The 24,473-nt window shown below is 48.7% G+C and carries 20 protein-coding genes; 16 read left to right on the forward strand and 4 right to left on the reverse strand.

Features of this window, described 5'->3' with window-relative positions; translation table 11 throughout:
• Positions 1–40: 40 nt before the first annotated feature.
• Both AC6I3O_RS08385 and mnmL read right to left on the reverse strand, forming a co-directional pair.
• A complete protein-coding gene (locus tag AC6I3O_RS08385; RefSeq protein ID WP_497853439.1) occupies positions 41–553 on the reverse strand; it encodes a DUF4364 family protein in 513 nt (170 codons plus the stop codon).
• 1 nt (position 554) lies between these two features.
• Positions 555–1,478: a tRNA modification radical SAM protein MnmL/YtqA gene (mnmL, locus tag AC6I3O_RS08390; protein ID WP_497850491.1), complete on the reverse strand. Its 924-nt coding sequence runs from the start codon at positions 1,476–1,478 to the stop codon at positions 555–557.
• 273 nt (positions 1,479–1,751) lie between these two features.
• Here mnmL and rho point away from each other — a divergent pair, with 273 nt between their 5' ends.
• From rho to pcp, 10 genes are all read left to right on the forward strand, one after another.
• Positions 1,752–3,089, forward strand: coding sequence for a transcription termination factor Rho (rho, locus tag AC6I3O_RS08395; RefSeq protein ID WP_497850492.1), 1,338 nt, complete (start codon positions 1,752–1,754; stop codon positions 3,087–3,089).
• A 312-nt stretch (positions 3,090–3,401) separates the two neighbouring features.
• A complete protein-coding gene (rpmE, locus tag AC6I3O_RS08400; RefSeq protein WP_497850493.1) occupies positions 3,402–3,605 on the forward strand; it encodes a 50S ribosomal protein L31 in 204 nt (67 codons plus the stop codon).
• Positions 3,606–3,761: 156 nt separating this feature from the next.
• Positions 3,762–4,697: a DUF1385 domain-containing protein gene (locus tag AC6I3O_RS08405; protein ID WP_497850494.1), complete on the forward strand. Its 936-nt coding sequence runs from the start codon at positions 3,762–3,764 to the stop codon at positions 4,695–4,697.
• Entirely contained in the window at positions 4,660–5,583 is a 924-nt protein-coding gene (prmC, locus tag AC6I3O_RS08410) for a peptide chain release factor N(5)-glutamine methyltransferase (RefSeq protein WP_497850495.1), read from the forward strand. Before AC6I3O_RS08405 ends, prmC begins: the two co-directional genes overlap by 38 nt.
• Before the next feature lie 56 nt (positions 5,584–5,639).
• Positions 5,640–6,710 (forward strand): peptide chain release factor 1, encoded by a 1,071-nt coding sequence (prfA, locus tag AC6I3O_RS08415; protein ID WP_497850496.1) that lies wholly within the window; start codon positions 5,640–5,642, stop codon positions 6,708–6,710.
• Between the two features lie 102 nt (positions 6,711–6,812).
• Positions 6,813–8,111: a sensor histidine kinase gene (locus tag AC6I3O_RS08420; protein WP_497850497.1), complete on the forward strand. Its 1,299-nt coding sequence runs from the start codon at positions 6,813–6,815 to the stop codon at positions 8,109–8,111.
• Between the two features lie 121 nt (positions 8,112–8,232).
• Positions 8,233–8,595 (forward strand): response regulator, encoded by a 363-nt coding sequence (locus tag AC6I3O_RS08425; RefSeq protein WP_497850498.1) that lies wholly within the window; start codon positions 8,233–8,235, stop codon positions 8,593–8,595.
• Positions 8,592–11,564 carry a response regulator gene (locus AC6I3O_RS08430; RefSeq protein WP_497850499.1) on the forward strand — a complete coding sequence of 991 codons (2,973 nt, stop codon included), beginning with the start codon at positions 8,592–8,594 and terminating at the stop codon, positions 11,562–11,564. Before AC6I3O_RS08425 ends, AC6I3O_RS08430 begins: the two co-directional genes overlap by 4 nt.
• A 54-nt stretch (positions 11,565–11,618) precedes the next feature.
• A complete protein-coding gene (locus AC6I3O_RS08435) occupies positions 11,619–14,312 on the forward strand; it encodes a DegV family protein (protein ID WP_497850500.1) in 2,694 nt (897 codons plus the stop codon).
• A 60-nt stretch (positions 14,313–14,372) separates the two neighbouring features.
• Positions 14,373–15,017: a pyroglutamyl-peptidase I gene (pcp, locus tag AC6I3O_RS08440; RefSeq protein WP_497850501.1), complete on the forward strand. Its 645-nt coding sequence runs from the start codon at positions 14,373–14,375 to the stop codon at positions 15,015–15,017.
• A 78-nt stretch (positions 15,018–15,095) separates the two neighbouring features.
• On the opposite strand, the gene AC6I3O_RS08445 is transcribed toward pcp, so the two are convergent.
• Positions 15,096–16,478 (reverse strand): NCS2 family permease, encoded by a 1,383-nt coding sequence (locus tag AC6I3O_RS08445; RefSeq protein ID WP_497850502.1) that lies wholly within the window; start codon positions 16,476–16,478, stop codon positions 15,096–15,098.
• A gap of 186 nt (positions 16,479–16,664) precedes the next feature.
• Here AC6I3O_RS08445 and AC6I3O_RS08450 point away from each other — a divergent pair, with 186 nt between their 5' ends.
• Positions 16,665–18,239: an ion channel gene (locus AC6I3O_RS08450; protein WP_497850503.1), complete on the forward strand. Its 1,575-nt coding sequence runs from the start codon at positions 16,665–16,667 to the stop codon at positions 18,237–18,239.
• Positions 18,240–18,311: 72 nt separating this feature from the next.
• Here AC6I3O_RS08450 and AC6I3O_RS08455 read toward each other — a convergent pair whose 3' ends face one another.
• Complete coding sequence (locus AC6I3O_RS08455; RefSeq protein WP_497850504.1) at positions 18,312–18,446, reverse strand: hypothetical protein; 135 nt, start codon at positions 18,444–18,446, stop codon at positions 18,312–18,314.
• Positions 18,447–18,653: 207 nt separating this feature from the next.
• Here AC6I3O_RS08455 and AC6I3O_RS08460 point away from each other — a divergent pair, with 207 nt between their 5' ends.
• From AC6I3O_RS08460 to AC6I3O_RS08480, 5 genes are all read left to right on the forward strand, one after another.
• Positions 18,654–20,366: a [Fe-Fe] hydrogenase large subunit C-terminal domain-containing protein gene (locus AC6I3O_RS08460; RefSeq protein WP_497850505.1), complete on the forward strand. Its 1,713-nt coding sequence runs from the start codon at positions 18,654–18,656 to the stop codon at positions 20,364–20,366.
• 1 nt (position 20,367) lies between these two features.
• Entirely contained in the window at positions 20,368–21,540 is a 1,173-nt protein-coding gene (locus AC6I3O_RS08465) for a SpoIIE family protein phosphatase (RefSeq protein ID WP_497850506.1), read from the forward strand.
• Between the two features lie 87 nt (positions 21,541–21,627).
• Positions 21,628–22,683, forward strand: coding sequence for an FIST signal transduction protein (locus AC6I3O_RS08470; RefSeq protein ID WP_497850507.1), 1,056 nt, complete (start codon positions 21,628–21,630; stop codon positions 22,681–22,683).
• A gap of 14 nt (positions 22,684–22,697) precedes the next feature.
• Entirely contained in the window at positions 22,698–23,645 is a 948-nt protein-coding gene (locus AC6I3O_RS08475; RefSeq protein WP_497850508.1) for a methyl-accepting chemotaxis protein, read from the forward strand.
• A 29-nt stretch (positions 23,646–23,674) separates the two neighbouring features.
• Complete coding sequence (locus tag AC6I3O_RS08480; RefSeq protein WP_497853440.1) at positions 23,675–24,412, forward strand: LytR/AlgR family response regulator transcription factor; 738 nt, start codon at positions 23,675–23,677, stop codon at positions 24,410–24,412.
• Positions 24,413–24,473 lie beyond the last annotated feature (61 nt).

The following is a 24,473-nucleotide window of genomic DNA, read 5'->3' on the forward strand; positions in this document are numbered from 1 at the left end:
AGCACGCAGCCGGTATCATCTGGAAAGCCGGCCATATTTTCTACAAAAGTTTTGACATAATGAGCGCATAAATCTCCTGGTTCTTCTTCGTCCAGTTATGTGCAATCGTCTCTGCCTCGGCTTCCGTCGGCGCAGTCACGGTCAGGTCAATCAACGGAATCCGCTGCTCAATAACCTGGCACTTGACCGAATACTCCCCGTTGGGGTTCCGGTAATAATCCGATTTCACGGAAACCTCATTCTTCAGCTCGTATTTCTTTTTCTTTAAAAATGCATTAATATCCTGCTGGATGGCAGGCGAAATATCATTGTGGAAATAGTAGACAATCTCCGTCCCTTCTTCTGTAATATGGAAGAAAGTCCGGTTGTGGGTAGACTCTTCCCGTATCAGGTTCGCCTCCACCAGCTCCGAGATTGCCTGCTGGAGCTTAAAATAAGTCGTATACCCTTCCTCTAATATGAATTCTGAAATCTGCGCGTTGGTCAGCGGAAAATCTACCCGGTTCAATATATACAGAATAATCAGTTTATATAGTTTCAGCGGTTTATCCATATCATCCATCCTTTCCCTGCCAGATATCCTGCTCCTTTAAGTATGCCCGTAAGCGGTTCAGGACATGGCGTTTATTCCCTGTCCACAGCGGGGCGATTAAGAGCGGTTTTGGCCCGTCCCCGGTCAGTCTGTGTACCACGATATCACGCCGCAAGACACACAGACACTTGCCAAGCATCTCGAAATATTCCTCCATATTGGGAAGATGAAAGGGATGCTCTTCATAATAGGCGGCAAGATCCGTATGCTTTAATATATGTAGTAATTGAAATTTTACACCCTGGATGTCCAGAGTGTTCAAGTACCGGACGGTTGCAAGCTGTTGATCCATACTTTCTCCGGGCAGCCCCAGAATCGTATGGACGACTACCAAAATCCCGCGCGTGCGCAGATGACGCACCGCCTCCTCGAACACGGAAAGTCCGTATCCCCTCCGGATAAATGCCGCCGTATCCGGATGGATGGTCTGTAATCCCAGTTCTACCCACACGGGTTTTATCCGGTTCAGATCATCCAGCAGAGCCAGCACATCCGCCCCAAGGCAGTCCGGACGGGTGGCAATATCCAGAATCCGGATATCGGGGCGGCGGATGGCCTCGGAAAATATTTCCCGCAGACGGGATACGGGCGCATAGGTATTGGTATAGGCCTGAAAATAGGCAATATAAGAACTCCCGGAATATTTTCCAGCAGCCTGGGCTTTGCCCTGTTCAATCTGCGCCGTAATAGAAAGCTTACGGTCAGCGGCAAAATCCCCCGACCCGCCCGCGCTGCAAAAGATACAGCCCCGGCTTCCTAGCGTACCGTCCCGGTTCGGGCAGGTCATCCCCGCATCCAGAGAGACCTTATAAAGTTTTTCCCCGTAGGTATGTTTCAGGTATTGGTTCAGGGAATAATACCGTTCTCCTTCCCGTAAGACAGCCATATCAGCTCAACCGCCCTTTTCAACACTGTGAAATGTGTTCATGATGAGTATCGTTTTGCGGTTTGCCGCTGAACGATATTACTATAATATCATTCTTACGGCATCAAATCAATAAAAAGGCTTTCAAATTTCCAATAAATGTAGTATAATAACATTTAATTCCAGCTGGGTCAATTCAGGCCCCTCGTATCCCAGGGAAAAAATATATGGATATTGGTATGTCAGATATTTGTATAGGTGGAAAATTAAAATTCATGAAAGGACATTTATTTAATGAGAGAGAAGTATGAATCGTTGCCTTTATCTACACTCAAAGACCTCGCCAAAGCAAGAGGTTTAAAAGGAATATCGACAATGAAGAAAGCAGAGCTGGTTGAGCGTATGCTAGAAGAGGACGAGAAGGAGAAACAGGCGTCAAGAGAACAGGTGAAAGAGATGTCTGCGAATACAGGAGATAAAGAAGTCCATGATATAGACAGGCTGGACAGCGGAATCACGGCATGTGGAATCCTGGAAGTGCTGCCGGACGGATATGGGTTTATCCGCAGCGCGAACTATCTGCCGGGAGAGAACGACGTGTACGTGTCGCCGTCGCAGATTCGTAAATTTAACTTAAAGACTGGGGATATTCTGGAAGGAAATACACGAATCAAGACACAGCAGGAGAAGTTCAGCGCGTTATTATACCTGACCAAGATTAACGGCATCGACCCCATGAAGGCGATGCGCAGGACGAATTTTGAAGATATGACGCCGATTTTCCCGGATGAACGGCTTCGGATGGAGTGCGGCAAGACAAGCACGGCAATGCGGATTGTGGACTTGCTGTCTCCCATTGGAAAGGGGCAGCGCGGTATGATCGTTTCCCCGCCCAAGGCAGGTAAGACAACCCTGTTAAAACAGGTGGCGTTGTCTGTCCGGAAGAATAACCCGGAGATTCATCTGCTGATTCTGCTGATTGACGAGCGTCCCGAGGAAGTCACGGATATTAAGGAGACGATTGAAGGAGACAACGTAGAAGTCATTTATTCTACATTTGACGAATTACCAGAGCATCATAAGCGTGTGTCTGAGATGGTAATCGAGCGCGCAAAGCGTCTGGTAGAACATAAGAAGGACGTGATGATTCTGTTAGACAGCATCACGCGTCTGGCGAGGGCGTACAACCTGACAGTCCCGCCGTCAGGAAGGACGCTGTCCGGCGGCCTTGACCCGGCGGCGCTGCATATGCCGAAACGGTTCTTCGGCGCGGCGCGGAACATGCGGGGCGGCGGAAGCCTTACCATCCTGGCAACGGCTCTCGTCAACACCGGAAGCAAGATGGACGACGTTATCTATGAGGAGTTCAAGGGAACCGGCAACATGGAACTGGTATTAGACCGGAAGTTATCCGAGAAGCGGGTATTCCCGGCAATCGACATTCCTCAGTCCGGAACCAGAAGGGAAGATCTGCTCCTGTCCCGGGAGGAACAAGAGGCCGTGGATACTATGCGCCGCGCTTTAAACGGCATGCGTGCGGATGAGGCTGTGGAAAATATCCTGAATATGTACAGCAGGACCCGCAATAATGCAGAGTTAATCCAAATGGTAAAAAAGACAAAAATAATCTAGACAAGGTTTCGTTTTTATGGTACAATAACAACGCTGTTTAGATAACGTAAGAAATGCATAGCCGACAGCAGGGATTTCTATATGGCAGCTAGTGTGCTGACACATTTACTTTCAGTCAAATGACGCAGAATGAATTTTCAGTCTGCAAGGCGGAGGAGGGAGGCGATGCGGTGGCATCGTTGACCGACGACAACGCGGCAGATGGAAATTCAGGCAAGTCATTTGGCGAAATGTAAATGTGTCAGCACACTAGTACATCGCCGGAGGGGATTGGCAGGCGGTATATGACGTAATAAAGAAGAGGTGAAAATCATGAAAGAAGGAATACATCCAAAATATCATCAGGCAACTGTAACTTGTAACTGTGGTAATACATTTGTGACGGGTTCTACAAAAGAAGATATCCACGTAGAAATCTGTTCCAAGTGCCATCCATTCTACACAGGACAGCAGAAGGCAGCTCAGGCTCGCGGTCGTGTTGATAAGTTCAATAAGAAATACGGAATGGGCAAATAAGATTGCAGGTATCGGGTTGAGGTTGTATGATCTCAACCTTTTTCTATATATATGTATGAAAGGTATAGCTTTTAGCTGCGTTCGTCAATGTCGCGGACCAGGAATCAATTTCTAGTCTTTTGCTATGACGGATGTTTCAAAAGGAGTAGTATAGTTATGAAATCATCAAATATAGGCGGTCAGGCTGTGTTAGAAGGAATCATGATGAAGCATAAGGATGATTATGCCGTGGCAATCCGTAAGCCTGACGGAGAAATCCTTGTAAGTAAGGAGACATATAAGAGCATTGTCCACAGATGGAAGAAGCTGACTGAGATTCCGTTCATCCGGGGTGTCTTTAACTTTATCGATTCCATGGTTCTTGGGATGAAGACGCTGACCTATTCCGCCAGTTTTTTCGAGGAAGAAGAAGGGGAGGAGATGACAGAGAAGGAAGCCGAGAAGCAGGAAAAGAAGGAAAGCCTGCTGATGGGGGTGACGGTGGCATTTTCCCTTGTATTGGCAGTGGCTATCTTCATGGTGCTCCCTTACTTCCTGTCTTCTTTGCTGGAAAAATATATCCCGTCTTACGGTGTGCGCACCGTAATCGAAGGATTTGTGCGGATTGGAATCTTTATTTTGTATGTGCTGCTGATTTCCCGGATGAAGGATATCCAGCGGACTTTTATGTACCACGGTGCGGAGCACAAGTGCATTAACTGTATTGAACACGGGCTGCCGCTGACGGTGGAGAATGTACGGATTAGTTCCAGACAGCATAAGCGGTGCGGGACCAGTTTTTTGTTTCTGGTGCTTGCGATTAGTATTATCATGCTTGTGCTGGTCCGCGCCGAGACTCCGGTGATGCGGATTGTCATACGGATTGCGCTGCTTCCGGTGATCGCGGGGATTTCCTATGAGTTCCTCAAGCTTGCGGGGCGCAGTGAGAATGGGTTGGTGAACCTGCTCAGTAAGCCGGGGCTTGCGATTCAGAAGATTACGACCAAAGAGCCGGACGACGGCATGATTGAGGTAGCAATCCAGGCGGTTGAGGCGGTATTTGATTGGAGAGGGTATGAAGCAGAGAATTTTCACACTGCGGCAGGGCATTGAGGAAGGAACCGTAGCGTTAGAGAAGGCCGGCGTTGAAGATGCGGCAAGGGACGCCTGGTATCTCTTGGAATATGTCACGGGTATCGGCAGGGCGTCGTATTACGGGGAACCTGACCGGGCGATTTCAGAGGAGACGGCTCTGCGGTATCAGGAGTGTATCAGGAGACGGAAGGAACGGATTCCTCTCCAACATATTACCGGGGAGCAGGAATTCATGGGATTTCCTTTTTACGTGAATGAGCATGTGCTGATCCCGAGGCAGGATACAGAGACGCTGGTGGAGGAGGCTGTGAAGGCGGTCCGCAGGAAGGCGAAGGACGCGGAAGGTTTTTCTCTTGCAGAACGAAAGATTCGCGTCTTGGATATGTGTACCGGTTCCGGTTGTATCCTGCTGAGTATCCTGAAAATGTGTCCGGATGCCGAAGGGAAAGGATGCGATATTTCTAAGGATGCCCTGGCGGTTGCCAGAAAGAATGGAGAGCGTCTGAGAGTGGCCGCGCAATGGATTTGTTCGGATTTATTTGAGGGTTTCAAGGAGACAGAGGTAAAATATGATGTCATCATTTCCAATCCCCCTTATATCCCCACGGCAGACATCGAGGGGCTTCAGGATGAGGTGCGTCTCCATGACCCGCGGATAGCGCTGGATGGCGGGGAAGACGGCTTATATTTTTACAGAAGAATCATAGAGGATGGCGTTTCCTATATGAAGACGGGGGGAATTCTGCTGTTCGAGATTGGCTGCGGCCAGGGGAAGGATGTTTCGGAATTGATGGAAAGCCATGGGTTTGAAGATGTTACGGTAAAAAAGGATTTGTCGGGACTTGACCGTGTGGCGGCGGGCATTTACACTGGTGGCAGTGTATGTGCGGGCGGTTTTTTGTAGCTGGCCGGGATGAAGGATTTGATTTTGTATATTATATATTTTCAGGAGGAAGTAAGATGTTTGACAGATTAGAGGATTTGCTCATTCGGATGGAGGAAATCTTGAGTGAGCTTCAGGAGCCGGACGTGGCGAGCGACCAGAACCGGTTCCGGAAACTGATGAAGGAACAGAATGACCTGTCTCCAATCGTGGAGGCATACAAGGAATATAAGGCATGTAAACAGACGATTGAGGACAGCCTTCAGATGTTGGAGGAGGAAGCGGATGAGGAGATGCGCGAGCTTGCGAAGGAGGAATTGAATGAATCCAAGGCAAGGGTGGAAGAGCTTGAGCGGGAGCTTAAAATCCTGCTGCTTCCCAAAGACCCCAACGACGACAAGAACGTTATCGTGGAGATCCGTGCAGGCGCAGGGGGAGACGAGGCGGCGCTGTTTGCGGCAGAGATTTACCGTATGTATCTGCATTATGCAGAGGGCAGGCGTTGGAAAGTAGAACTGGTGGAATGTGAAGAAATCGGAATCGGCGGCATGAAGAACGTCACATTCATGATTAACGGAAGCGGAGCTTATTCCGTGATGAAATATGAGTCCGGCGTACACCGGGTACAGCGCGTCCCGGAGACGGAGTCCGGCGGGCGTATCCATACATCGACCATTACGGTAGCCGTGATACCGGAGGCAGAGGAAGTAGACGTCCAGATTGACGAGAAGGATATCCGGATTGACGTTATGCGTGCGTCCGGAAATGGAGGTCAGTGTGTAAACACGACCGATTCTGCCGTCCGCCTGACCCACTATCCCACAGGAATCGTGATTTACAGCCAGACGGAAAAATCCCAGCTGCAGAACAAGGATAAGGCATTTGCGCTGCTGCGGGCGAAATTATACGATATTGAGTGCCAGAAGCAGCATGACGCCGAGGCAGAGGCAAGGAAAAGCCAGATTGGGACGGGGGACCGTTCTGAGAAGATCCGTACCTATAACTTCCCTCAGGGACGTGTGACAGACCACAGGATTGGGCTGACGCTGTATAAGCTGGATAAGATTATGAACGGGGATATCCAGGAGATTATCGACGCATGTATTGCGGCGGACCAGAGTGCGAAGCTGGCAAATATGAATGAATAATGGCGTATTTTTTGTAATTAGAGAGTAACTGTCACATCATCAATAAAAAATCGGGGATGTGACAGTTTTTTTCAGGGTATATCTTCAAGGAGGAAAGACAAAATGGAGATACGTCGGGATTTATCTATATATTGGTCTATGTTTCATATTCTTTTTGTATTTATTTTATTATTCCGGTCACGGTTTACCAGAAAGAAGACGACAATCGTAATAGGGATTTGTATGGGAGTATTAATCCTGCTCAACGGGGGAGGGCTGGCAGTCCTTGGTTTTGAAGTGATGGCGAAAGTCTTTCTTCTGACCTGTACTGTCCCCAGTTTTATTCTCTTCTTTGCGCTGAGCGCAGACAGGAATTTTAAATTTCTTTTTTCCTTCTGTCTGGCAGATACTTCCTGTCTGTGGCTTATGGCGGTTACAAATCTGATGGACTACTTTTTGGGGGACGGGCAATACACGCTGATGCTTGTCAGCAGGTTGATTGCGTTTCCTATTATGGAGTATCTAATCTGGCGTTATTTGAGAAAGCCTTATCTGGAACTGCAGAACGGTGTAGAAAAGGGATGGGGTATCTTTTCGGGGATGACCATGCTGTACTATCTCTTGCTGGCGGTAGCGGTGCAGTATCCCACCAACATTGTCAACCGTCCGGAGGACATGTTTCAATGTATATTGATTCTGGCGTTGATGCTGTTCAATTATGCCACGATTTTTACATCGCTCTACAGGCAGCTTTTACTTTATCGGAAACAGCAGAACGAGCGTATTTTACAGGAGCAGAGGAACATGCTGAAAGCGCGGCTTGAGAACCAGCAGCGGATACGGAGGATGAAGCATGACATGAAAGGGCATACGGTCACGCTCTCGGGCTTGCTTGCCGCAGGAAAGACAGAAGAGGCGATGGGATATTTGAAGGGCGTAGAAACGGATATGGATGCTTTGGACGGGCAATTCTGCGAGAATCCCTACATTAATGCGGTTTTTGCCTATTATTTCGGGAAGCTGGAGGAATTAGGGGCTGAGCGTACAATTGACATACAAGCCGGGGGAGAAGAACTGCCCTATATGGAACTGTGCCAGATTTTGGCAAATGGGCTGGAAAATGCCTGTGACGCATTGGAGACCCTGGATGCAGGGAAACGTAAGATCTATGTGCAGATGAAGTACAATAAGAAACATCTTACCATACGGATCAGGAATTGCTGCAGGGACGCTCTGTATGTGGAGAAGGGGAGTATACCTGCTACGGAAAAGAAAGGGTATGACCATGGATTCGGACTTACTACCGTGCAGGAGGCGGCAGACCGTCTTGGCGGGGATATGCTCTGTTATACGGAAGACGGGGAGTTTGTATTGGATGTGATAGTGTCATGCCAGGCACTTCAGGAAAGGATGAAAATGTAAGGAAAAATTATCAAGAGATTATATTATTTGTAACACTTGATTTTATGCCGGGTCTGCTTTAAAATATATTTAATAGAGAACAGAGATTTGGACATCTCCAAGTTTGAAGAGGGAGGCAGATATGAAAAAGCGAATTTTGGTCGTGGACGACGACGCAATGAATCTGATGCTGACGAAGAGGATTCTGGAGAAAGAATACAACGTGCTTCTTGCGGAGTCTGGCAAGGAAGCATTGCTGAAGATGAAGGGTGAAAAGATAGATTTGATTCTTCTTGATATTGCGATGCCGGAGATGAACGGCATTGAGACGTTTGAACGCATGAAAGAGATTTCTGTGGATATCCCGGTGATTTTCCTTACGGCGTCGGGGTATGAGGACGACGTAAGGAGTGCGATCAGGCTGGGCGCTGTGAACTATCTGAAAAAACCATTTTTCCCGAAAGAGCTGCTGAAACGGGTTGCAAAGGAGCTTGATAAGGAATGAGGACGGATAAGCAGACAAGTAAGCACCTGCTCCTTGCCCTGATTGTCACGGTGTTCAGCGTCATGCTGATGATGATGACGTTAGTTATGAGGTGGGAGCCATGGATTGTTCCGCTGATTGCGGCGGGAATGTTCAGCGTATGGTTTCTTCATATTGGAAGATTTGGAGCGGAGGCTGTGTACGAGAACCTGTGCGCCGGGCTGATATTGGGGGAATTTTTCTTTTTTGGCGTACATAGAGGGATTATATTCGATATTCCTGCTGTGGCGTGTATTGTGCTTCTTATTTTTTCCTTGTTTGACAGAAAGCGGCTGTTGTGTATGACGGTCGTATTGTACGTGTTGGAAATGCTGTATCAAGTTTTCCTTCTGCATTCCATCGCAATCCATCCGGGAAGGCGGGTTTTCACCCGCCTTCTTCTTGGAGCTGTGGTGATTCTCGGGGCTGCTGCGATTTCAAGATATCGGATCAATAAGCGGCTGGAAGCAAGGAAGAAGCATGACGAGACATTCGTTCAGTTGGAGACGGCAGGGAAACAGAATGCGGTATTCCTGTCCAATGTATCCCATGAGCTCCGCACTCCAATCAATATGGTGGTCGGAATCAGCGAGGTCGTGAAGGAAAAAGGGATTCCTGGGGAAATACAGGAAGATATTGAATCAATCCAGATGGCGGGCAGGCGTTTATCTAACCTGATTAACAATATGATGGACTATACGGAGATTGTGGAGGGGACGTTAGTGCCGGTAAAAGAGCAGTACCGTTTTACTTCCGTGCTGAACGACGTGCTTACCATTATGGCTGTGCAGAATGGCAGCAGCCAGTTGGAGATGGTGTTCGATATTGACCCGAAGCTGCCGGCAGTCCTTATCGGGGATTCGGAGAAGATTACGCATGTACTTAAAATTCTGGTGGAGAATTCGATTAAATTTACGGAAGAGGGCGGCATTGACGTCTGTGTGGAGTTCCGACGGGAAAGCTACGGAGTCAATCTGGTAATCGATATTTTTGACACCGGCATCGGCATGACGGATATGCAGATTGGGCAGATGTATGATGATTTTTATCAGGCGGATACGGGCAGCAACCGTCTTGCGGGAGGGCTTGGGCTTGGGCTGCCCATTGCCCGGGGACTTCTGCACGCCATGGGCGGTTTTATCTATTTTGACGGGAAAGGGAGCGAAGGCCTTGAGGCGCATATTACGATTCCCCAGGGGGTGGCGGACAACGCGCCCTGCATGGAGCTTGACAATCCGGAGAAACTCTGTATTGCATGCTATTTCAGGCCGGAGAAATATAGCTGTGATGCGGTCAGAAGCTATTATGACAGGCTGATAAGGCATATGATGGAAGGGCTTGGCATCGAGGGATATCAGGCGCATAATTTTGAAGGGTTAAAGAAACTCCTGCGTACATATAAGATAACCCATGTATTCATCGCCCAGACAGAATATGAGGAGTACTGTGATTTTTACGAAGAATTAGCAAAGGAACATCGGGTAGTCGTGATTGCGGAAAGGGGATTTGGGCTGGACAAAGACAGCCGTCTTCTTGTGATCCGCAAGCCGTTTACGGCTCTTTCTGTCGTGAACCTGCTGAACGGCGAGGTGCGGGAGAATCGGTTCAAGGAGGCTCAGATGGCGGGGCGTAAGCCGTTTTCCTGCGAGGGAGTCAAAGTCCTGGCAGTGGATGATGAAGAGATGAACCTTGTAGTCGCCAAGGGAGTTCTGGGCGGGTATGGGATGCAGGTAGATACCTGCCTGAACGGAAAAGAGGCTATTGAACGGTGCAGCAAGATTTCCTATGACGTCATTTTCTTAGACCATATGATGCCTGGGCTTGACGGTGTGGAAACGCTTAGGCGTATTCGTGAGACCAATAATGGGATATATCGGGACCGGCCTGTAATCGCGCTGACGGCGAATACGATCAGCGGTGCGAGGGAAATGTTTCGGAATGAAGGATTTTCGGAATTTGTCCCCAAGCCCATTGAGCGTTCCGTCCTTGAAAGGGTGCTTAACAAAGTGCTTCCAAAGGAGTGTATCCATTATAGCTCCGCCCCGCAAATCAATCAGGATTGGGCGGACGTCGGACCTGTGATAAGGTATCGCAGGGCGGAAGATGAACAACCGTCCATGGCAGAAACCGCTGTGAAAGAAGAAGGTCTGTCTAATGCAGGAAGAGAAGTGGGAGAAGAGCGTTCCTCCAAGGCAGAAAGGAAAGCGGGAGAAGGCAGTTCATCCAAAGTGGAAAGAGAAGTGGAAGAAGAGCGTTCATCTAAGGCAGAAAGAGAAGTGAAAGAAGAGCGTTCACCCATACAAGAAAGAGCAGGGGAAGAAGATAATCAACCTGCGGAAGAACGGGCGGCGGAAGATAAACGGTCGTACATGGCAGAACGGGCAGGGAAAGAAAATGCGCAGGAACCTGCAGTAACGGAGCGCAGCAAGACGCAAGAGGAGAATGTCCGTACGGATAGGGAAAATGATGCAGGAGAAGATATGGCGGACAGCATGGGGAGTCTGCACAGGATATCCGGCGATGGAGCAAAGTCTCCGGAAGAGGATACGGATTCGGATGGATTTTGGCATGAAGCCGACGGTTCGGGGCGTGGGGAGTATGTGTCCTTCAACCGTCTGAAACGCACCGGGATCAATGTAAAGATGGGGCTTGATTACTGCTGCGGAGACAGGGAATTCTATCTGGAAATGCTGCAGATGTTCCAGTCTCAGAGTGCGGACAAAAAGGCGGAGATTATATCCCTTTACGAGGCTGCCAACTGGGCGGACTATGCCGTAAAAGTCCATGCATTGAAGAGTACATCCCTTACGATTGGCGCAGAACGTCTTTCTGCCTTTGCGAAGTTATTGGAGTATGCAGGGAAGCGGGGGGATGTGGAGTATATCCGCAGGAATCACTTGAATCTTATGCGTATGTATGACGATGTTTGTGATAGTATTGCCAAACTGTGAGATTTTTCGGATGCTTTCTAAGAGTACGCACGTATTGAGAGGAGGAAAAATTGCGTGATAAAAAATTGGATTACTGTCATCTTTGATCATAGGGTCAGCTTGCGGGAGCGTATGTTTCGGATTGTAACGTTCATCTGTATGGTTGCGCTGATGTGTATGTTGTTTATGGTCAAAACGAAGCTGAATTTGATTCTGCTGCCCATCAGTATTGCCATGATAGCCGTGATTGTGAAAGTCAGTATCCGGAAAGACCGTATCCACGCAGGGGCTACGGCGATTTCCATACTGCTCTTGATCCTGTTCCCGATCAGTTTCTTCACGGCAGGGGGATTTTACAGCGGAGTACCTGAGTGGTTCGTGATCTGTTTCATATACATCTGCATTACATTGGAAGGAAGGCGCATGTATACGTTTTTCCTGTTATGTGTGATGGAGACGTTTCTCTGTTATTATATCGCCTTCTATGTACCGGAGTTTGTTGTGCGGAATACGTCAAGAAGTTCGTTTTTCGATTCTGCCCTTTCGGTTATTCTGGTGGGAATGCTGATCAGCGTACTGCTCATGTTTCTGAATAAGATCTATGAGCAGGAAAATGAGCTTTCGCGGCAGCAGAAGAAAGAGATTGAGGAACTGAACCGGGCGGAGAATCACTTTTTCTCCAGTATGAGCCATGAGATCCGTACGCCCATCAATACGATTATCGGCTTGAATGAGTTTATCCTGCGGGGGGATATACCGCCGGAGGTGGCAGAGAATGCGAGGAACATTCAGGGAGCCAGCAAGCTTTTGCTGACGCTGATCAATGATATTCTGGATTTGTCCAAGATTAAGTCAGGAAAAATGGAGATTGTTAAAGTATCTTATGAGACAGGGAAGCTTTTTTCGGAAATCGTCAATATGATTTGGATTAAGGCGAAGGAGAAGGGGCTGGAATTCCGGCTCCATATCGATTCTTCGATTCCAAGTATGCTCTGCGGGGACGAGGTACGCATCAAGCAGATTTTGATTAATCTCTTGAACAATGCCGTAAAGTATACGAAAGAGGGCTCTGTCACGTTAGCCGTCCGGTGCGAACGGCTGACGCTGAATCGGGTGCGCGTCTGGTATACTGTGGAGGATACGGGACAGGGGGTCAAAAAGGAAAACATTCCTTATATCTTCCATGCGTTCCGAAGGGTGGATGAAGAAAAGAACCGCCATATCGAAGGTACGGGACTGGGGCTTAGCATCGTCCATCAGCTCGTGGAGCTGATGGACGGAGAAATCACCGTCAACAGTGTCTATACTAAAGGCTCGAAGTTTGTCGTCATGCTGGAGCAGGATATTATTGACGATAAGGAACTGGGGACATTTACCTTGGATTCCCGGTCGAGGGTACATGAAGGAGAGCGCTACAAGCAGAGTTTTGAGGCGCCGGACGCCCATATACTGGTGGTCGATGATAATGAAATGAACCTTGCCGTAGTGAAAAAGCTGCTCTCGGATACGAAAATCCAGATCGATATAGCGATGAGCGGGGCGGAATGTCTGGCGAAGACCCAGGATCAGCACTACGACGGTATCCTGATGGACCACCTAATGCCGGAGATGGACGGGATTGCATGTTTTCATGCGCTGCGCACCCAGCCGGGCGGGCTGTGCCAGAATGTGCCTGTAATCGCATTAACTGCAAATGCGGGCAGTGACAATCAGCTTCTCTATCGGAAGGAAGGTTTCAGCGGCTATCTGGCGAAGCCGGTCAGCGGCGCGCTCCTAGAGGTGGCTGTGCTGAGCATTCTGCCAAAGGAATTGGTAAAAATGAGCGAGGGCGTCGATCGGTCGGATATAGGGAAAGATTTCCTGATATTTGAGCAGACGCAGCGTATTTCGCTTCTGGTTACTACAGACAGTGTGTGCGACTTGCCGGAATCCCTAAAAAAGGAGTTCGGTATCTCCGTGTGTCCGTACTATGTATGTACGGAAGAGGGACGGTTCTTGGATGAGTTGGAGCTGAGGGCGGATGAGCTGTTGGTGCATATGGAAGAGGGACACTATGGATATTCCCAGCCGCCGGAGGTGGAGGATTACGAGCGGTTTTTTGCTGAGAAGCTGACCTTAGCCCAGAATGTGATTCATATTACCATGGCAAAGCATGCCAGCGACGGATACCTTAATGCGGTGGAGGCGGCGAAATCATTTGAAAATGTCACGGTCATCGATTCCGGACATCTTTCCAGCAGTATGGGGCTTATCGTGCTGTTTGCCGCCTATATGGCAGAACACCATGCCTCGAAGAGGGAGATTATCGAGAATGTGAAGACGCTTAGGGACTATATTTCTTCGGCATTCATCATCGACAGCACACATATGATGTGTCGGGCAGGGAGGGTGTCCAAACGGGTGCAGGTACTCTGCGATGCGTTGCTTTTGCATCCTGTCATCCATCTGCGTAAGAGCAGGATGACGGTGGGAGGCCTTGAAATGGGAGATTTTTCCCATATGGCGCGAAGCTATGTGCGCAGGGTGTTCCGGGATGCAAGGCACATTGATCGGCGGATCCTGTTCATTACCTATGCTGGGATGGACGAAGAGAGACTAAAATACATCCAACAGCTTGTACGGCAGTATTGCCCGTTTGAGAGGGTATATCTGCAAAAAGCATCCTCTGCGATTGCAAGTAACTGCGGGCCTGGGGCCTTCGGGCTGCTGTTCATGAAGAAGAATGAAGCGGTTATTTCTTTTTCTCAGGCGTCGAAGCCGGATATGTAAAGGGAATGTGCGTACGGGGCAATCAAGTATTGCGGTAAAATAAGCGGGAGGCAAATGAAAATGAAAGTATTAGTTACGGGCTTTGATCCTTTTGGGGGAGAGTCGGTGAATCCAGCGTTTGAGGCGGTTAAGCTGCTGCCTGACGAGATAGCGGGAGCCGAGGTTGTTAAGTTGGAGATACCGACTGCATTTTCAAGGAGCAGCTTGGCTGTGGAGGAGGGAATCCGGAAATACGGGCCGGATATCGTGATAAATGTAGGGCAGGCAGGGGGACGTTCCTGTGTGACCATCGAGCAGGTGGCGCTCAACCTTGCGGAGGCGTGTATCCCGGACAACGACGGTGAGCAGCCGTCGGATATGCCGCTTCAGGAAAACGGGGAACCGGCATACTATGCGACGATTCCGGTGAAGGCAATCGTGAAGAATATCCGTGCTCACAAGATCCCCTGCCATATTTCTTATACGGCGGGAACCTATGTGTGCAACAGCGTTATGTACCAAGTGCTTCATATGGCCGCGACGAAATATCCCCGTATCCGCGCAGGATTTATCCATGTGCCCTTTGCGGCGGAGCAGGCGGTAGAAAAACCCAACGGGACGCCGTTCATGTCCCTTGGGATGATTGCTGAATGTTTGGAGTATGCCATTGAGGCGGCGGTGAAAAATGGAGAGGACATTGTGGAAGTAATGGGAGAGACGCATTAGGGTAACAAGGACGCCGACGGGAATTAAGGGATAAAAACTTAATTCCCGCCGGCGTTCTTTTTCATCACAAATGAAATGTTACAGGAAAATATATTTCAAAATAAACAATACTGCCAAAACATACATCAACAAGCTGATTTTTTTCTCTTTCGCTTTCCCTGTAATAAGATTCAAGACCACGTAAGAAATCACTCCCATCGAAATCCCTTCGGATATACTATAGAAAAACGGCATTGCCGCAATACAGATATAGCACGGAAGCGCCTCGGAGATATCGTTAAAATCAATGTTCACAACATTCGTCAGCATATAAAACCCAACTACAATCAATGCCGGAGCCGTTGCAAAGGATGGAATCGCAAGGAAAATCGGAGACAGGAACAGCGCCAGCCCGAACAGGATTGCCGTGGTTACAGACGTAAGCCCCGTCTTGCCGCCCTCCGTCACCCCGGAAGCGCTCTCAACGAACGTGGTAGTCGTAGTAGTCCCAAGCACAGCGCCGGCAGTGGTAGCGACCGCATCCGCCATCAGCGCGCCCTTGATTTTGGGAAGCTTCCCTTCTTCATCCAACATGTCAGCCTTAGAAGCGACGCCAATCAGCGTACCAATGGTATCAAACATATCTACAAATAAAAATGCAAAGATGACGACTATAAAATTCAGTGTAAAAATCCCATTGAATTGTAGTTTGCCAAAAACAGGCATAATGCTCGGGATAGACAGCCCATTGCTGAAATCCGGAAGCAGGCCGTAGAACCCAAGTTCCGGATTCGGGACATAAATTCCGGCAAGCTGGCAGATGATTCCGAGAATCCATGTAATCAGAATCCCCCACAGAATATTCCCTTTGATATTCTTAATGACCAGAATCCCCGTAATCACAACGCCTCCAATCGCAAGCAGGACCGTAATCCCCACATCATGAAAGCCCGCCGTCACACCATTGGCAAGATTATAACCTTCTATGGAAAACAGCTCTACCAACGTAGCGCCTCCTACAACGATATTCGCATTCTGAAGCCCGATAAATGCAATGAACAGACCGATGCCAACGCTGACCGCCGCTTTGAGGTTCAGCGGAATCGCGTTAAAAATCGCCTCGCGCACATTCGTCAGGGACAGGACGATAAATATAATACCTTCGACGAATACTGCCGTAAGCGCGACCTCCCATTCGTACCCCATACCAAGAACTACGGTATATGCAAAATATGCATTCAATCCCATCCCGGGTGCAAGGGCAAACGGATAGTTCGCCAGAAACGCCATCAGAAGCGTACCGATAAAGGATGCCAGCGCCGTCGCCGTGAACACAGCGCCCTGGTCCATTCCTGCAACCGCAAGGATACTGGGATTTACGGCAAGGATATACGCCATTGTCATAAACGTGGTGATGCCCGCTAATACCTCTGTCCGCACGTCTGTGTTGTTGTCCTTCAATTTGAAGAGCTTTTCTAACATGTTCTTCCTCCTTTTCTCTCATGCCATAACTAAATAATTACTTACTTATATTAGCAAAATAGTGTTCTAAAGTAAATATTAAATTAACTTTTGAAATCCCTGACAGATATATTTCCTTTGACAGCCTATGTGGTATAATATCTTATAATCATACGATGACATCGGCTGAAAAGGAGACAGATTCCCATGAAAAGAAGAAAAAAAATCTATCTGTACATGACTGCACTTTTATTATTTATCTATATCGTGCTGGTTATGCTTCTTTATTTTTCCGAATATTCGGACAGCAGTGCGACCATCCGCACATTCAGCGATGCATTCTGGTATTCTTTAGTCACGCTTACAACCGTGGGTTACGGTGACTTAACGCCGGTAACGCCGCTTGGACATGGCGTAGGCGTCGTGTTCCTGTTTTTGTCGGCAGGAATGATGATGACCTTGTTCGGCGCCGTCATTTCCTTCGTAACAAGCGAAGGTCTGCCGTTCCTCATGCTCGGCTTCCAGCGGAGGAAGAACTGGTATTATTTTGCTGATTACGGCGCGGAGGCCAACACTTTGGCAGAAAACATATATAAGGAAGACCCGGACGCAGTAATTATCTATGGAGAAAAAAGAGACGAGCAGATGGAGTTCCCGGATTATCCCTGTCTGTTTCTCAGTGCGTCCCCGGCAAGAATCGTTGCCTGCAAGAAAGATGTAGGCGCCAGATGTAAGATTTTTCTAATGAAAGAAAACGACATCGGCGTAAACAGTCGTGCGATTGATTTACATAAATTACCCGTAGAGGTCTATGCAAGGACGACCAACGGACATGACCATCTCTCCGGAAACATTAATTTTTTTCACAGCTATGACTGCTGTGCCAGACAGTATTGGCGTTCCAGGGCTTTATGCAGCTATGAAAATACGATTGTACTGATTGGCTTTGGAAACTATGGGCGTTGCATTCTGGAACGGGCAATCCTGACGAATATTATTTCGGTAGACCAGCATGTAGCTTACCATATCTTCGGGGATGCAAAAGAATTTCTTGCCATGCACAGCCATTTGGATGAGATGTTTTCGTTGGGGGAGGAATCAGAGGAGAGAGATTCCTTGATTTTCCATGACGGATTATGGGAATCCTGCCATACGCTTTTAGAGCGGGCAGACCGCATCATTATCTGCCCGGATGACGAACCGGAAGGGTGGAATATATTCTGGCGGCTGAACCAGTTTTACAAGATTCATGGGCAGATACATCTGCATAGTAACCGGAAAGCGCCGGGAGTGTGCTATTTTGGAACCAATGAGGAGATTTACACACCGAACCAGATTATGCGTACTGCATTGAACAGGGCGGCGATTACAATTAATGAGATTTTTTGCAAATCAGTTTCCTATCCGACCTTGAGCTGGGATGAACTGGATGATTTTCACCGGGAGTCCAAGATTACTGCAGCAGATCACCTTCTGATGAAGATCCGCATTCTCCTAGAGGATGAGACGCTCACGGATTTCAGCGCCGATACGGTGGAAAAGGCGTATGAGAAATACTGTGAGACGAAAAGGGATGAATCCGTGCTGGATATGTACCGCAAACTGGATCATCTGCGCTGGCTCCGTTTCTATACCTTTTATAATTGGAGTTATGGAGCGGCGCGTAATGATGACGCAAGAGTGCATCCGATGTTAAGCCCCTATGCACAGCTTACACCCGAACAGAAGAAAGAACGTGATGCGGCGTGGGAATTGTTGGGAAGTTTTTCCGTTGAGCTTTAAGAAAACAATGCCCACAGAGACAAACCAGTAGCTGCAAGTCCCTAGTCAGGTCTCCCCTAAGAATGAAAATCTCTATATCAGGAGAGATGCTAAGGGTATGCAGGTGGGCTGCCCCGGCTTCGTCTGTAAAATGGAGTCAGCTACATGCAGGCTTTCAAGCATCTGTAATTCTTCGGCGCTAAGCCCGGTGATTCTTACATCGTCCAAAACCAAAAGCTTTCCGCCATGTATGTCTTCTGTCCATCCTCCTTTTGCGGCTTTCACTATTATAACGAATCAGGGGGGGAAGTGTTGGAAAAATTTTTCATTTTTTTAGTATTGCCGGACAAAGGACGTAAAAACCTGTCAAAAAAACTTGAGCGGTTAAGCTTGTTTTGATATAATTATTAAAGAAATCATACTGGAGGCGAGAAGATGCGGGTAATCGATTTTAAGGATGCAAGCTGCAGGCATTGTTATAAATGTGTGCGCCATTGCGAAGTAAAAGCGATCTCGGTAGAGAACGAGCAGGCGCACATCATGAAGGACCACTGTATCAACTGCGGGCACTGCCTGGAGGTCTGTCCGCAGAACGCGAAGACATTTGCAAGCGACATGGATCGGGTAAAGGGCTATTTAAGACAGGGCATGAAGACCATTATCTCCATTGCGCCCTCCTATCTGGGAGTCCTTGAGTACGATACGCCGGGACAGGTGGTAGACGCCCTGAAACGTCTGGGTTTCTCCGAGGTGCGGGAGACGGCGGAGGGCGCTGCTCTGGTCACAGGAGAGTACGCAAGGCTGCTTGAGGAGAAGCAGATGGAGAATATCATCACCACATGCTGCCCAAGCGTCAATGACCTGATTGAGAAATATTACCCCTCTCTGGTTCCCTTCATGGCTCCGGTGGTATCCCCCATGGTGGCTCATGGACGCTTGATTAAAAGCATTTACGGAGAAGACGTCAAGGTGGTCTTCTTAGGGCCGTGTATCGCAAAGAAGGAAGAGGCAATCGGGGACGAACGTGTGAGGGGAGCAATCGACGCTATTTTGACATTCGAGGAGATTACCAGATGGTGGAGGGCGGAAGGAATCGATATCCACCAGTGTTTCGACCAGCCGATGGGCAACCCAAGCCCTGAGGTGAACCGGCTCTACCCCGTAAGCGGAGGGGTGATTCAGTCGGTGCTGGCGGGGACGGAGGAGGATTCCTATTATAAAGTACATATTGACGGCCTGAAAAACTGTATGGAATTATTTGAAGAGTTGAAGAAAGGCGAGATTCGCAACTGCTTTTTCGAGGTAAATGTATGCGAAGGCGGATGTATCAAGGGACCTGCTTCGGATAAGTGGCGACAGTCGCAAGTTCGCGCCAAGATAGATATCGAAAGACAGGTGAAGCATCGGGAAGCGGCGGAAGGGATTGACGGCAGCAGTCTTGATCTTCGCAAGGAATTTAAGGACCGCCATGTGGTGGACCGGCAGCCGGACGACAAGGAGATGGAGCAGGTGCTCCATGCCATGGGCAAATATACCAGACAAGACGAGCTGAACTGCGGGGCCTGCGGGTACGCTACCTGCCGTGCGAAGGCGGCAGCCGTATTCCAGAAGAAGGCAGAGATTGGCATGTGCCTGCCTTATGCCCTTGCCCAGGCAGAGTCCATGTCGAATATCGTCATGGACGTGACGCCGAGCATGATTCTGATCATTGGCAAGGACATGCGAATCCGGGAATGCAACAAGAAAGCCATGGAGATGCTTGGCGTATCCAGAGAAGAAGCGCTGGAACGCTATATCTTTGAATTCATCGACGACAAGGATATTTCCGATGTGCTCACCACCAGACAGCAGATTATCCACAAGAAGATGAATCTGGAAACTGTGAAGCTGAAAGTGCTTGAGACGATTATCTATATCGACAGTTTGGAATCCGTGCTAGTGACCTATCAGGATATTACAAAAGAAGAGAAGGCGAAAGAACAGCATTATAACCTGAAGATTGAGACGGTGGAGATGGCGCAGAAAGTCATTGACAAACAGATGATGGTCGCTCAGGAGATTGCAGGGCTGTTGGGCGAAACTACGGCAGAGACGAAAGTGACGCTGTCGAAGCTTAGGGATTCGATTCTGTTTGAAGAGGAAGAATAGTATGAGCGTGAGTGTAGATATATCCTGGAAGAGCCTGAACAAACACGGGGAAGAGCTGTGCGGGGACAAAGTTGAGATATTGAAGACGAAGGATTCCCAGATTGTCATTCTCGCAGACGGTATGGGGAGTGGGGTCAAGGCAAATATACTGGCGACCCTCACTTCTAAGATTCTTGGGACAATGTTCCGTGAGGGGGCGTCAATCGAGTCCTGTGTGGAGACGATTGCAAAGACCTTGCCGGTCTGCAGGGTGCGTCAGGCGGCGTATGCGACGTTCAGTATCCTTCAGATTTTTCATGGCGGGGAAGCCTATCTGGTGGAATTCGACAACCCTCTGTGCATTTTCGTGAGGGATGGGAAGGTCGTGGATTACCCGTATCAGGAAAGGGAGATTGAGGGCAAATCCATCCGTGAGTACCGTTTTCAGGTGAAGTTAAAAGACTGTTTTGTGCTGATGAGCGACGGCGTCATCTGGGCAGGCGAGGGGGAGCTTATGAATCTGGGGTGGACCTGGAAGGATATGGCGGATTATACTCTGAAATGTACGAAGCAGACCCTTTCTGCGTCCCGCCTTGCGGCGATGTTAAGCCAGCTTTGCGACGACCTGTATGGCAGCAAACCGGGGGATGATACGACGGTTGCCGTGGCAAGGGTGATTGAGCGGCGGATTGTCAATATATTTACCGGTCCTCCGACTCACAAGGAAGACGACGAGAGGGTGGTCAGGGACTTTATGAAGCAGGAAGGAAAGAAGGTGGTCTGCGGCGGCACCAGTGCAAATATTACGTCCAGGGTATTAAAACGGGAAATCGTGACGTCAGTGAATTATGCGGACCCTGCCGTTCCGCCTACCGCGTCCATGGAAGGGCTGGATCTGGTGACAGAGGGAGTCCTGACCATAGGGAAGTCTCTGGGGCTTTTAAGGCGGTATGAACACGATGAATTTGACGAGGCGTTCTTTGATGAACTAGATGCGGACAACGGTGCGTCGAAACTGGCGAAGCTGATAATCGAAGAGTGTACGGAGCTGAACCTGTTCGTCGGGAAGGCGATGAATGTAGCCCATAAGAACTCAAACCTTCCATTCGACCTGAGCGTACGTATGAACCTGGTGGAGCAGTTGAAAGAGTGCGCCGGAAATCTGGGAAAAACGGTCAATGTGAAGTATTATTAAATGAAAAGCAAAAAAATCTAATTGACGTTTGATAGGATTATCACATATAATATATAATTACGACAAGCAAAGAGAGGAACTTACATAATGAAACAGATTTTTGGGAAAAGCCAGAGTGGAAATCTGCAGGAAGCGGTCCGCGGTATCAGCAGGCCGCAGCTTCTTATGCTGTTTTCCAACAGTGAGCAGTTTGAAAGACATGTAAAAGAGCTGGAAGAACTCTATCCCGGCGTTCCGAGTATTGGGTGTATTGGAATGTGCTACGATTCAGCCGTGGTTGAGAAAGGAGTCGGCGTCGTTGCATTTACGGAAGGAGTCACTGTGGCGGCGAATGTGTTAGAACAGGTGTCCGTGATGCCTGTCCGGTATATTGACCGGCTGGTGAAGGATGTGAACAGCGTCAAGGCGACCCAGAACGACACGGTCTGCATTGACTTTTGTGCCGGGAACGATGCCTGTGTGCTGACCACGATTTATTCGGTGCTCAAGCGCAGGAACATTTCATTGGTAGGCGGAACCGGCGACGGCGGAAAAGTGTCTGCAAACGGCAGGATCTATGAGGATGCCGTGGCGTATGCCGTGGTGAGGAACTTGGGCGGTAAAGTGAAGGCGTACAAAGAGAATATCTACCGTCAGATGGAGAACTACCGGTTTATTGCGTCCCGGACGGATAAGGCAAATTATGTACTGGGAGCATTGAACGGAAGGCCGGCGAAGCAGGTCTATCAGGAGATTCTCCATGTGACGGAGCAGGAGATCACGACGCGTACTTTCCAGAATCCTTTCGGTAAATTGAACGGCGATGACGTCTGTATCGTTTCCATCAAAGAAGTGAAGGGCGATTCTCTGGTCTGTTTCCGGCAGGTGAATGATTCGGATGTCTTAGTGCTTTTGGAGCTTGGGGATTACCGGGAGACCGTAAGGAATACCATTCAGACGATTCGGCAGGATTTCACGAAGATTTCAGCCGTATTTTCCGTAAACTGCCTGTTCCGGTATCTGCTCTTTACTCAGAACCATTATATGCAGGAATATCTGAAGGATATGGAGAAGCTTGGGAACCATGTCGGGTTTGTAGGATATGGGGAACACTACAACAACCGATTTGTGAACCAGTCTATGACCTGTGTGGTGTTTGAGTAAAGGAGGAGAGGGTTATGTTGTTTTGGAGAAGGAATAAGCGTCAGGAAGACGTGGCGGCGGAGAATGAAGAGAACCTGTATCCGGTTGTGCATGTCATGAATACGTTAAAAGAGTACGAGAAAGAAATGGTCCAGAAGGAAGTGGATTCCCTGTGGGAGCTGAATGAAATCCGGGGTTCTTTCGGGACGGTCTTGAAGGAGACGGAGCGCTTTCAGGAGAGGCTGGCAGATTTCGAGCAGAATTTTGTGAGCATCGAGGAGGCGTCCGGCGGATTCGCCCAGGTAAAGGATACGGTGGCACAGTCCGTCCAGCAGGCCCAGGATGAGGTGACGGAGCTGAAAAGCAGTTCCATGCAGGTGGCGGATTATTTCAGCGAGATGGAGTATACCTTCACAGAACTGCAGAAGGCTGTGGAGAAGATTAAGCTCTGTACCGATAAGATTGTGTCGATTGCCGACCAGACGAATATCCTTGCAATCAACGCATCCATTGAGGCGGCGCGGGCAGGTGAGCAGGGAAAAGGCTTTGCAGTGGTGGCGGTAGAGGTCAAGAAGCTTGCGGACGAGATTAAGGGGCTGACGAAAGAAGTGGACTCCGGTATTAAGGATGTAGAGCAGGGAACAGAGCAGTTGAACAATAGTATTACAACCTCTCAGGAGGCGCTGGGGGAGAGCATTCAGAAGGTGCAGAAAACCTACGACATGTTCGATGAGATTACCCAGTCTGCGGAAGGGGCGGTCAATGTGCATACGGAGATTTCCGGAGTGATTGGCCAATCCAAGAATGCGCTTCAGATTTTGTGTGGCTTTTTTGATCAGGTAAAAGGGCAGTATCAGGAGGTTATCAAGCATATTAATCAAGCGGCAAGACACGGTACAACCAAGAGCGCCATGTTTGAAGATATTGATAACCTGCTGTCTCAGGTTCCGCCGATCATAGAGGAATATACCTCCGAGGAATAGAGGAGTTTTAGAAGGGAAGTGTCGTCTTGATGTATTTCATTGCGCTTTGTGACGATGATGAGAGGGAACTTGACAAAATTGAAGATTTTCTGGCAGCATATCAGGAGTCAAAAGAAACGGATGAATACAGAATAGACAGATTTCGGAGTGCGGAGGAGCTTCTGGAGAGGATTGCCAAGAAGGAGTATGCGCCGGATCTTTTGCTTTTGGATATTTTTATGTCGGGAAAGAGCGGGATTGAGGCGGCGGTGGAATTGCGGAAGCAGGAGTGCAAAACGTTTATCGTCTTTCTGACCACATCTAAGGAATATGCGTTGGAAGCTTACGGCGTGGACGCGCTTCAATACCTTGTGAAACCTCTTGAGAAAGAAAGGTTCTTCCATGCCATGGACATTGTGTTAAAGCAGATGAAGAAGGCGGGGGAGGATCAGATTATGATAAAGGTCGCAGGAGGCGGAATCCGGCAGATGAAGCCGGACGACATCGTCTACTGCGAGTCACAGAAGAATTATCAGATGTTGTACCTGAATGCGGAAGAATGCCGGGTGCGTATGACGGCAAGGGAATTGTGGGAGATGCTGGAACCCTTTGCCCAGTTCAGCAGGTGCGGCCGTTCCTATATCCTGAATCTGAATCATGTGATGTCGGTGGAGAGGGAAGAGATTCTGATGGATAATGAATGCAGGATCTATATTCCCAGGAATGTGTCTGCCGAATTTAAGAAGGTCTATTTCTCCTATTATTTTAGCGGCGAAGAGAAGCGTTAGAGGGGCTTCCGGAAAGAGCGGTTTCCGGCAGTCTCTTTTTTGTCCCAGATAAATCATGAGT

It is taken from the genome of Sporofaciens sp. St.21A7 (assembly GCF_059728535.1).

What these genes read in the sequence shown, in the direction of transcription:
- AC6I3O_RS08445 (WP_497850502.1), bottom strand. Translation starts at nt 16,478, where the DNA reads ATGTTAGAAAAGCTCTTCAAATTGAAGGACAACAACACAGACGTGCGG.
- AC6I3O_RS08460 (WP_497850505.1), top strand. Translation starts at nt 18,654, where the DNA reads ATGCGGGTAATCGATTTTAAGGATGCAAGCTGCAGGCATTGTTATAAA.
- AC6I3O_RS08475 (WP_497850508.1), top strand. Translation starts at nt 22,698, where the DNA reads ATGTTGTTTTGGAGAAGGAATAAGCGTCAGGAAGACGTGGCGGCGGAG.
- AC6I3O_RS08405 (WP_497850494.1), top strand. Translation starts at nt 3,762, where the DNA reads ATGAAATCATCAAATATAGGCGGTCAGGCTGTGTTAGAAGGAATCATG.
- AC6I3O_RS08385 (WP_497853439.1), bottom strand. Translation starts at nt 553, where the DNA reads ATGGATAAACCGCTGAAACTATATAAACTGATTATTCTGTATATATTG.
- AC6I3O_RS08465 (WP_497850506.1), top strand. Translation starts at nt 20,368, where the DNA reads ATGAGCGTGAGTGTAGATATATCCTGGAAGAGCCTGAACAAACACGGG.
- AC6I3O_RS08450 (WP_497850503.1), top strand. Translation starts at nt 16,665, where the DNA reads ATGAAAAGAAGAAAAAAAATCTATCTGTACATGACTGCACTTTTATTA.
- mnmL (WP_497850491.1), bottom strand. Translation starts at nt 1,478, where the DNA reads ATGGCTGTCTTACGGGAAGGAGAACGGTATTATTCCCTGAACCAATAC.
- rho (WP_497850492.1), top strand. Translation starts at nt 1,752, where the DNA reads ATGAGAGAGAAGTATGAATCGTTGCCTTTATCTACACTCAAAGACCTC.
- AC6I3O_RS08425 (WP_497850498.1), top strand. Translation starts at nt 8,233, where the DNA reads ATGAAAAAGCGAATTTTGGTCGTGGACGACGACGCAATGAATCTGATG.
- prmC (WP_497850495.1), top strand. Translation starts at nt 4,660, where the DNA reads ATGAAGCAGAGAATTTTCACACTGCGGCAGGGCATTGAGGAAGGAACC.
- AC6I3O_RS08420 (WP_497850497.1), top strand. Translation starts at nt 6,813, where the DNA reads ATGGAGATACGTCGGGATTTATCTATATATTGGTCTATGTTTCATATT.
- rpmE (WP_497850493.1), top strand. Translation starts at nt 3,402, where the DNA reads ATGAAAGAAGGAATACATCCAAAATATCATCAGGCAACTGTAACTTGT.
- prfA (WP_497850496.1), top strand. Translation starts at nt 5,640, where the DNA reads ATGTTTGACAGATTAGAGGATTTGCTCATTCGGATGGAGGAAATCTTG.
- AC6I3O_RS08480 (WP_497853440.1), top strand. Translation starts at nt 23,675, where the DNA reads ATGTATTTCATTGCGCTTTGTGACGATGATGAGAGGGAACTTGACAAA.
- AC6I3O_RS08470 (WP_497850507.1), top strand. Translation starts at nt 21,628, where the DNA reads ATGAAACAGATTTTTGGGAAAAGCCAGAGTGGAAATCTGCAGGAAGCG.
- pcp (WP_497850501.1), top strand. Translation starts at nt 14,373, where the DNA reads ATGAAAGTATTAGTTACGGGCTTTGATCCTTTTGGGGGAGAGTCGGTG.
- AC6I3O_RS08430 (WP_497850499.1), top strand. Translation starts at nt 8,592, where the DNA reads ATGAGGACGGATAAGCAGACAAGTAAGCACCTGCTCCTTGCCCTGATT.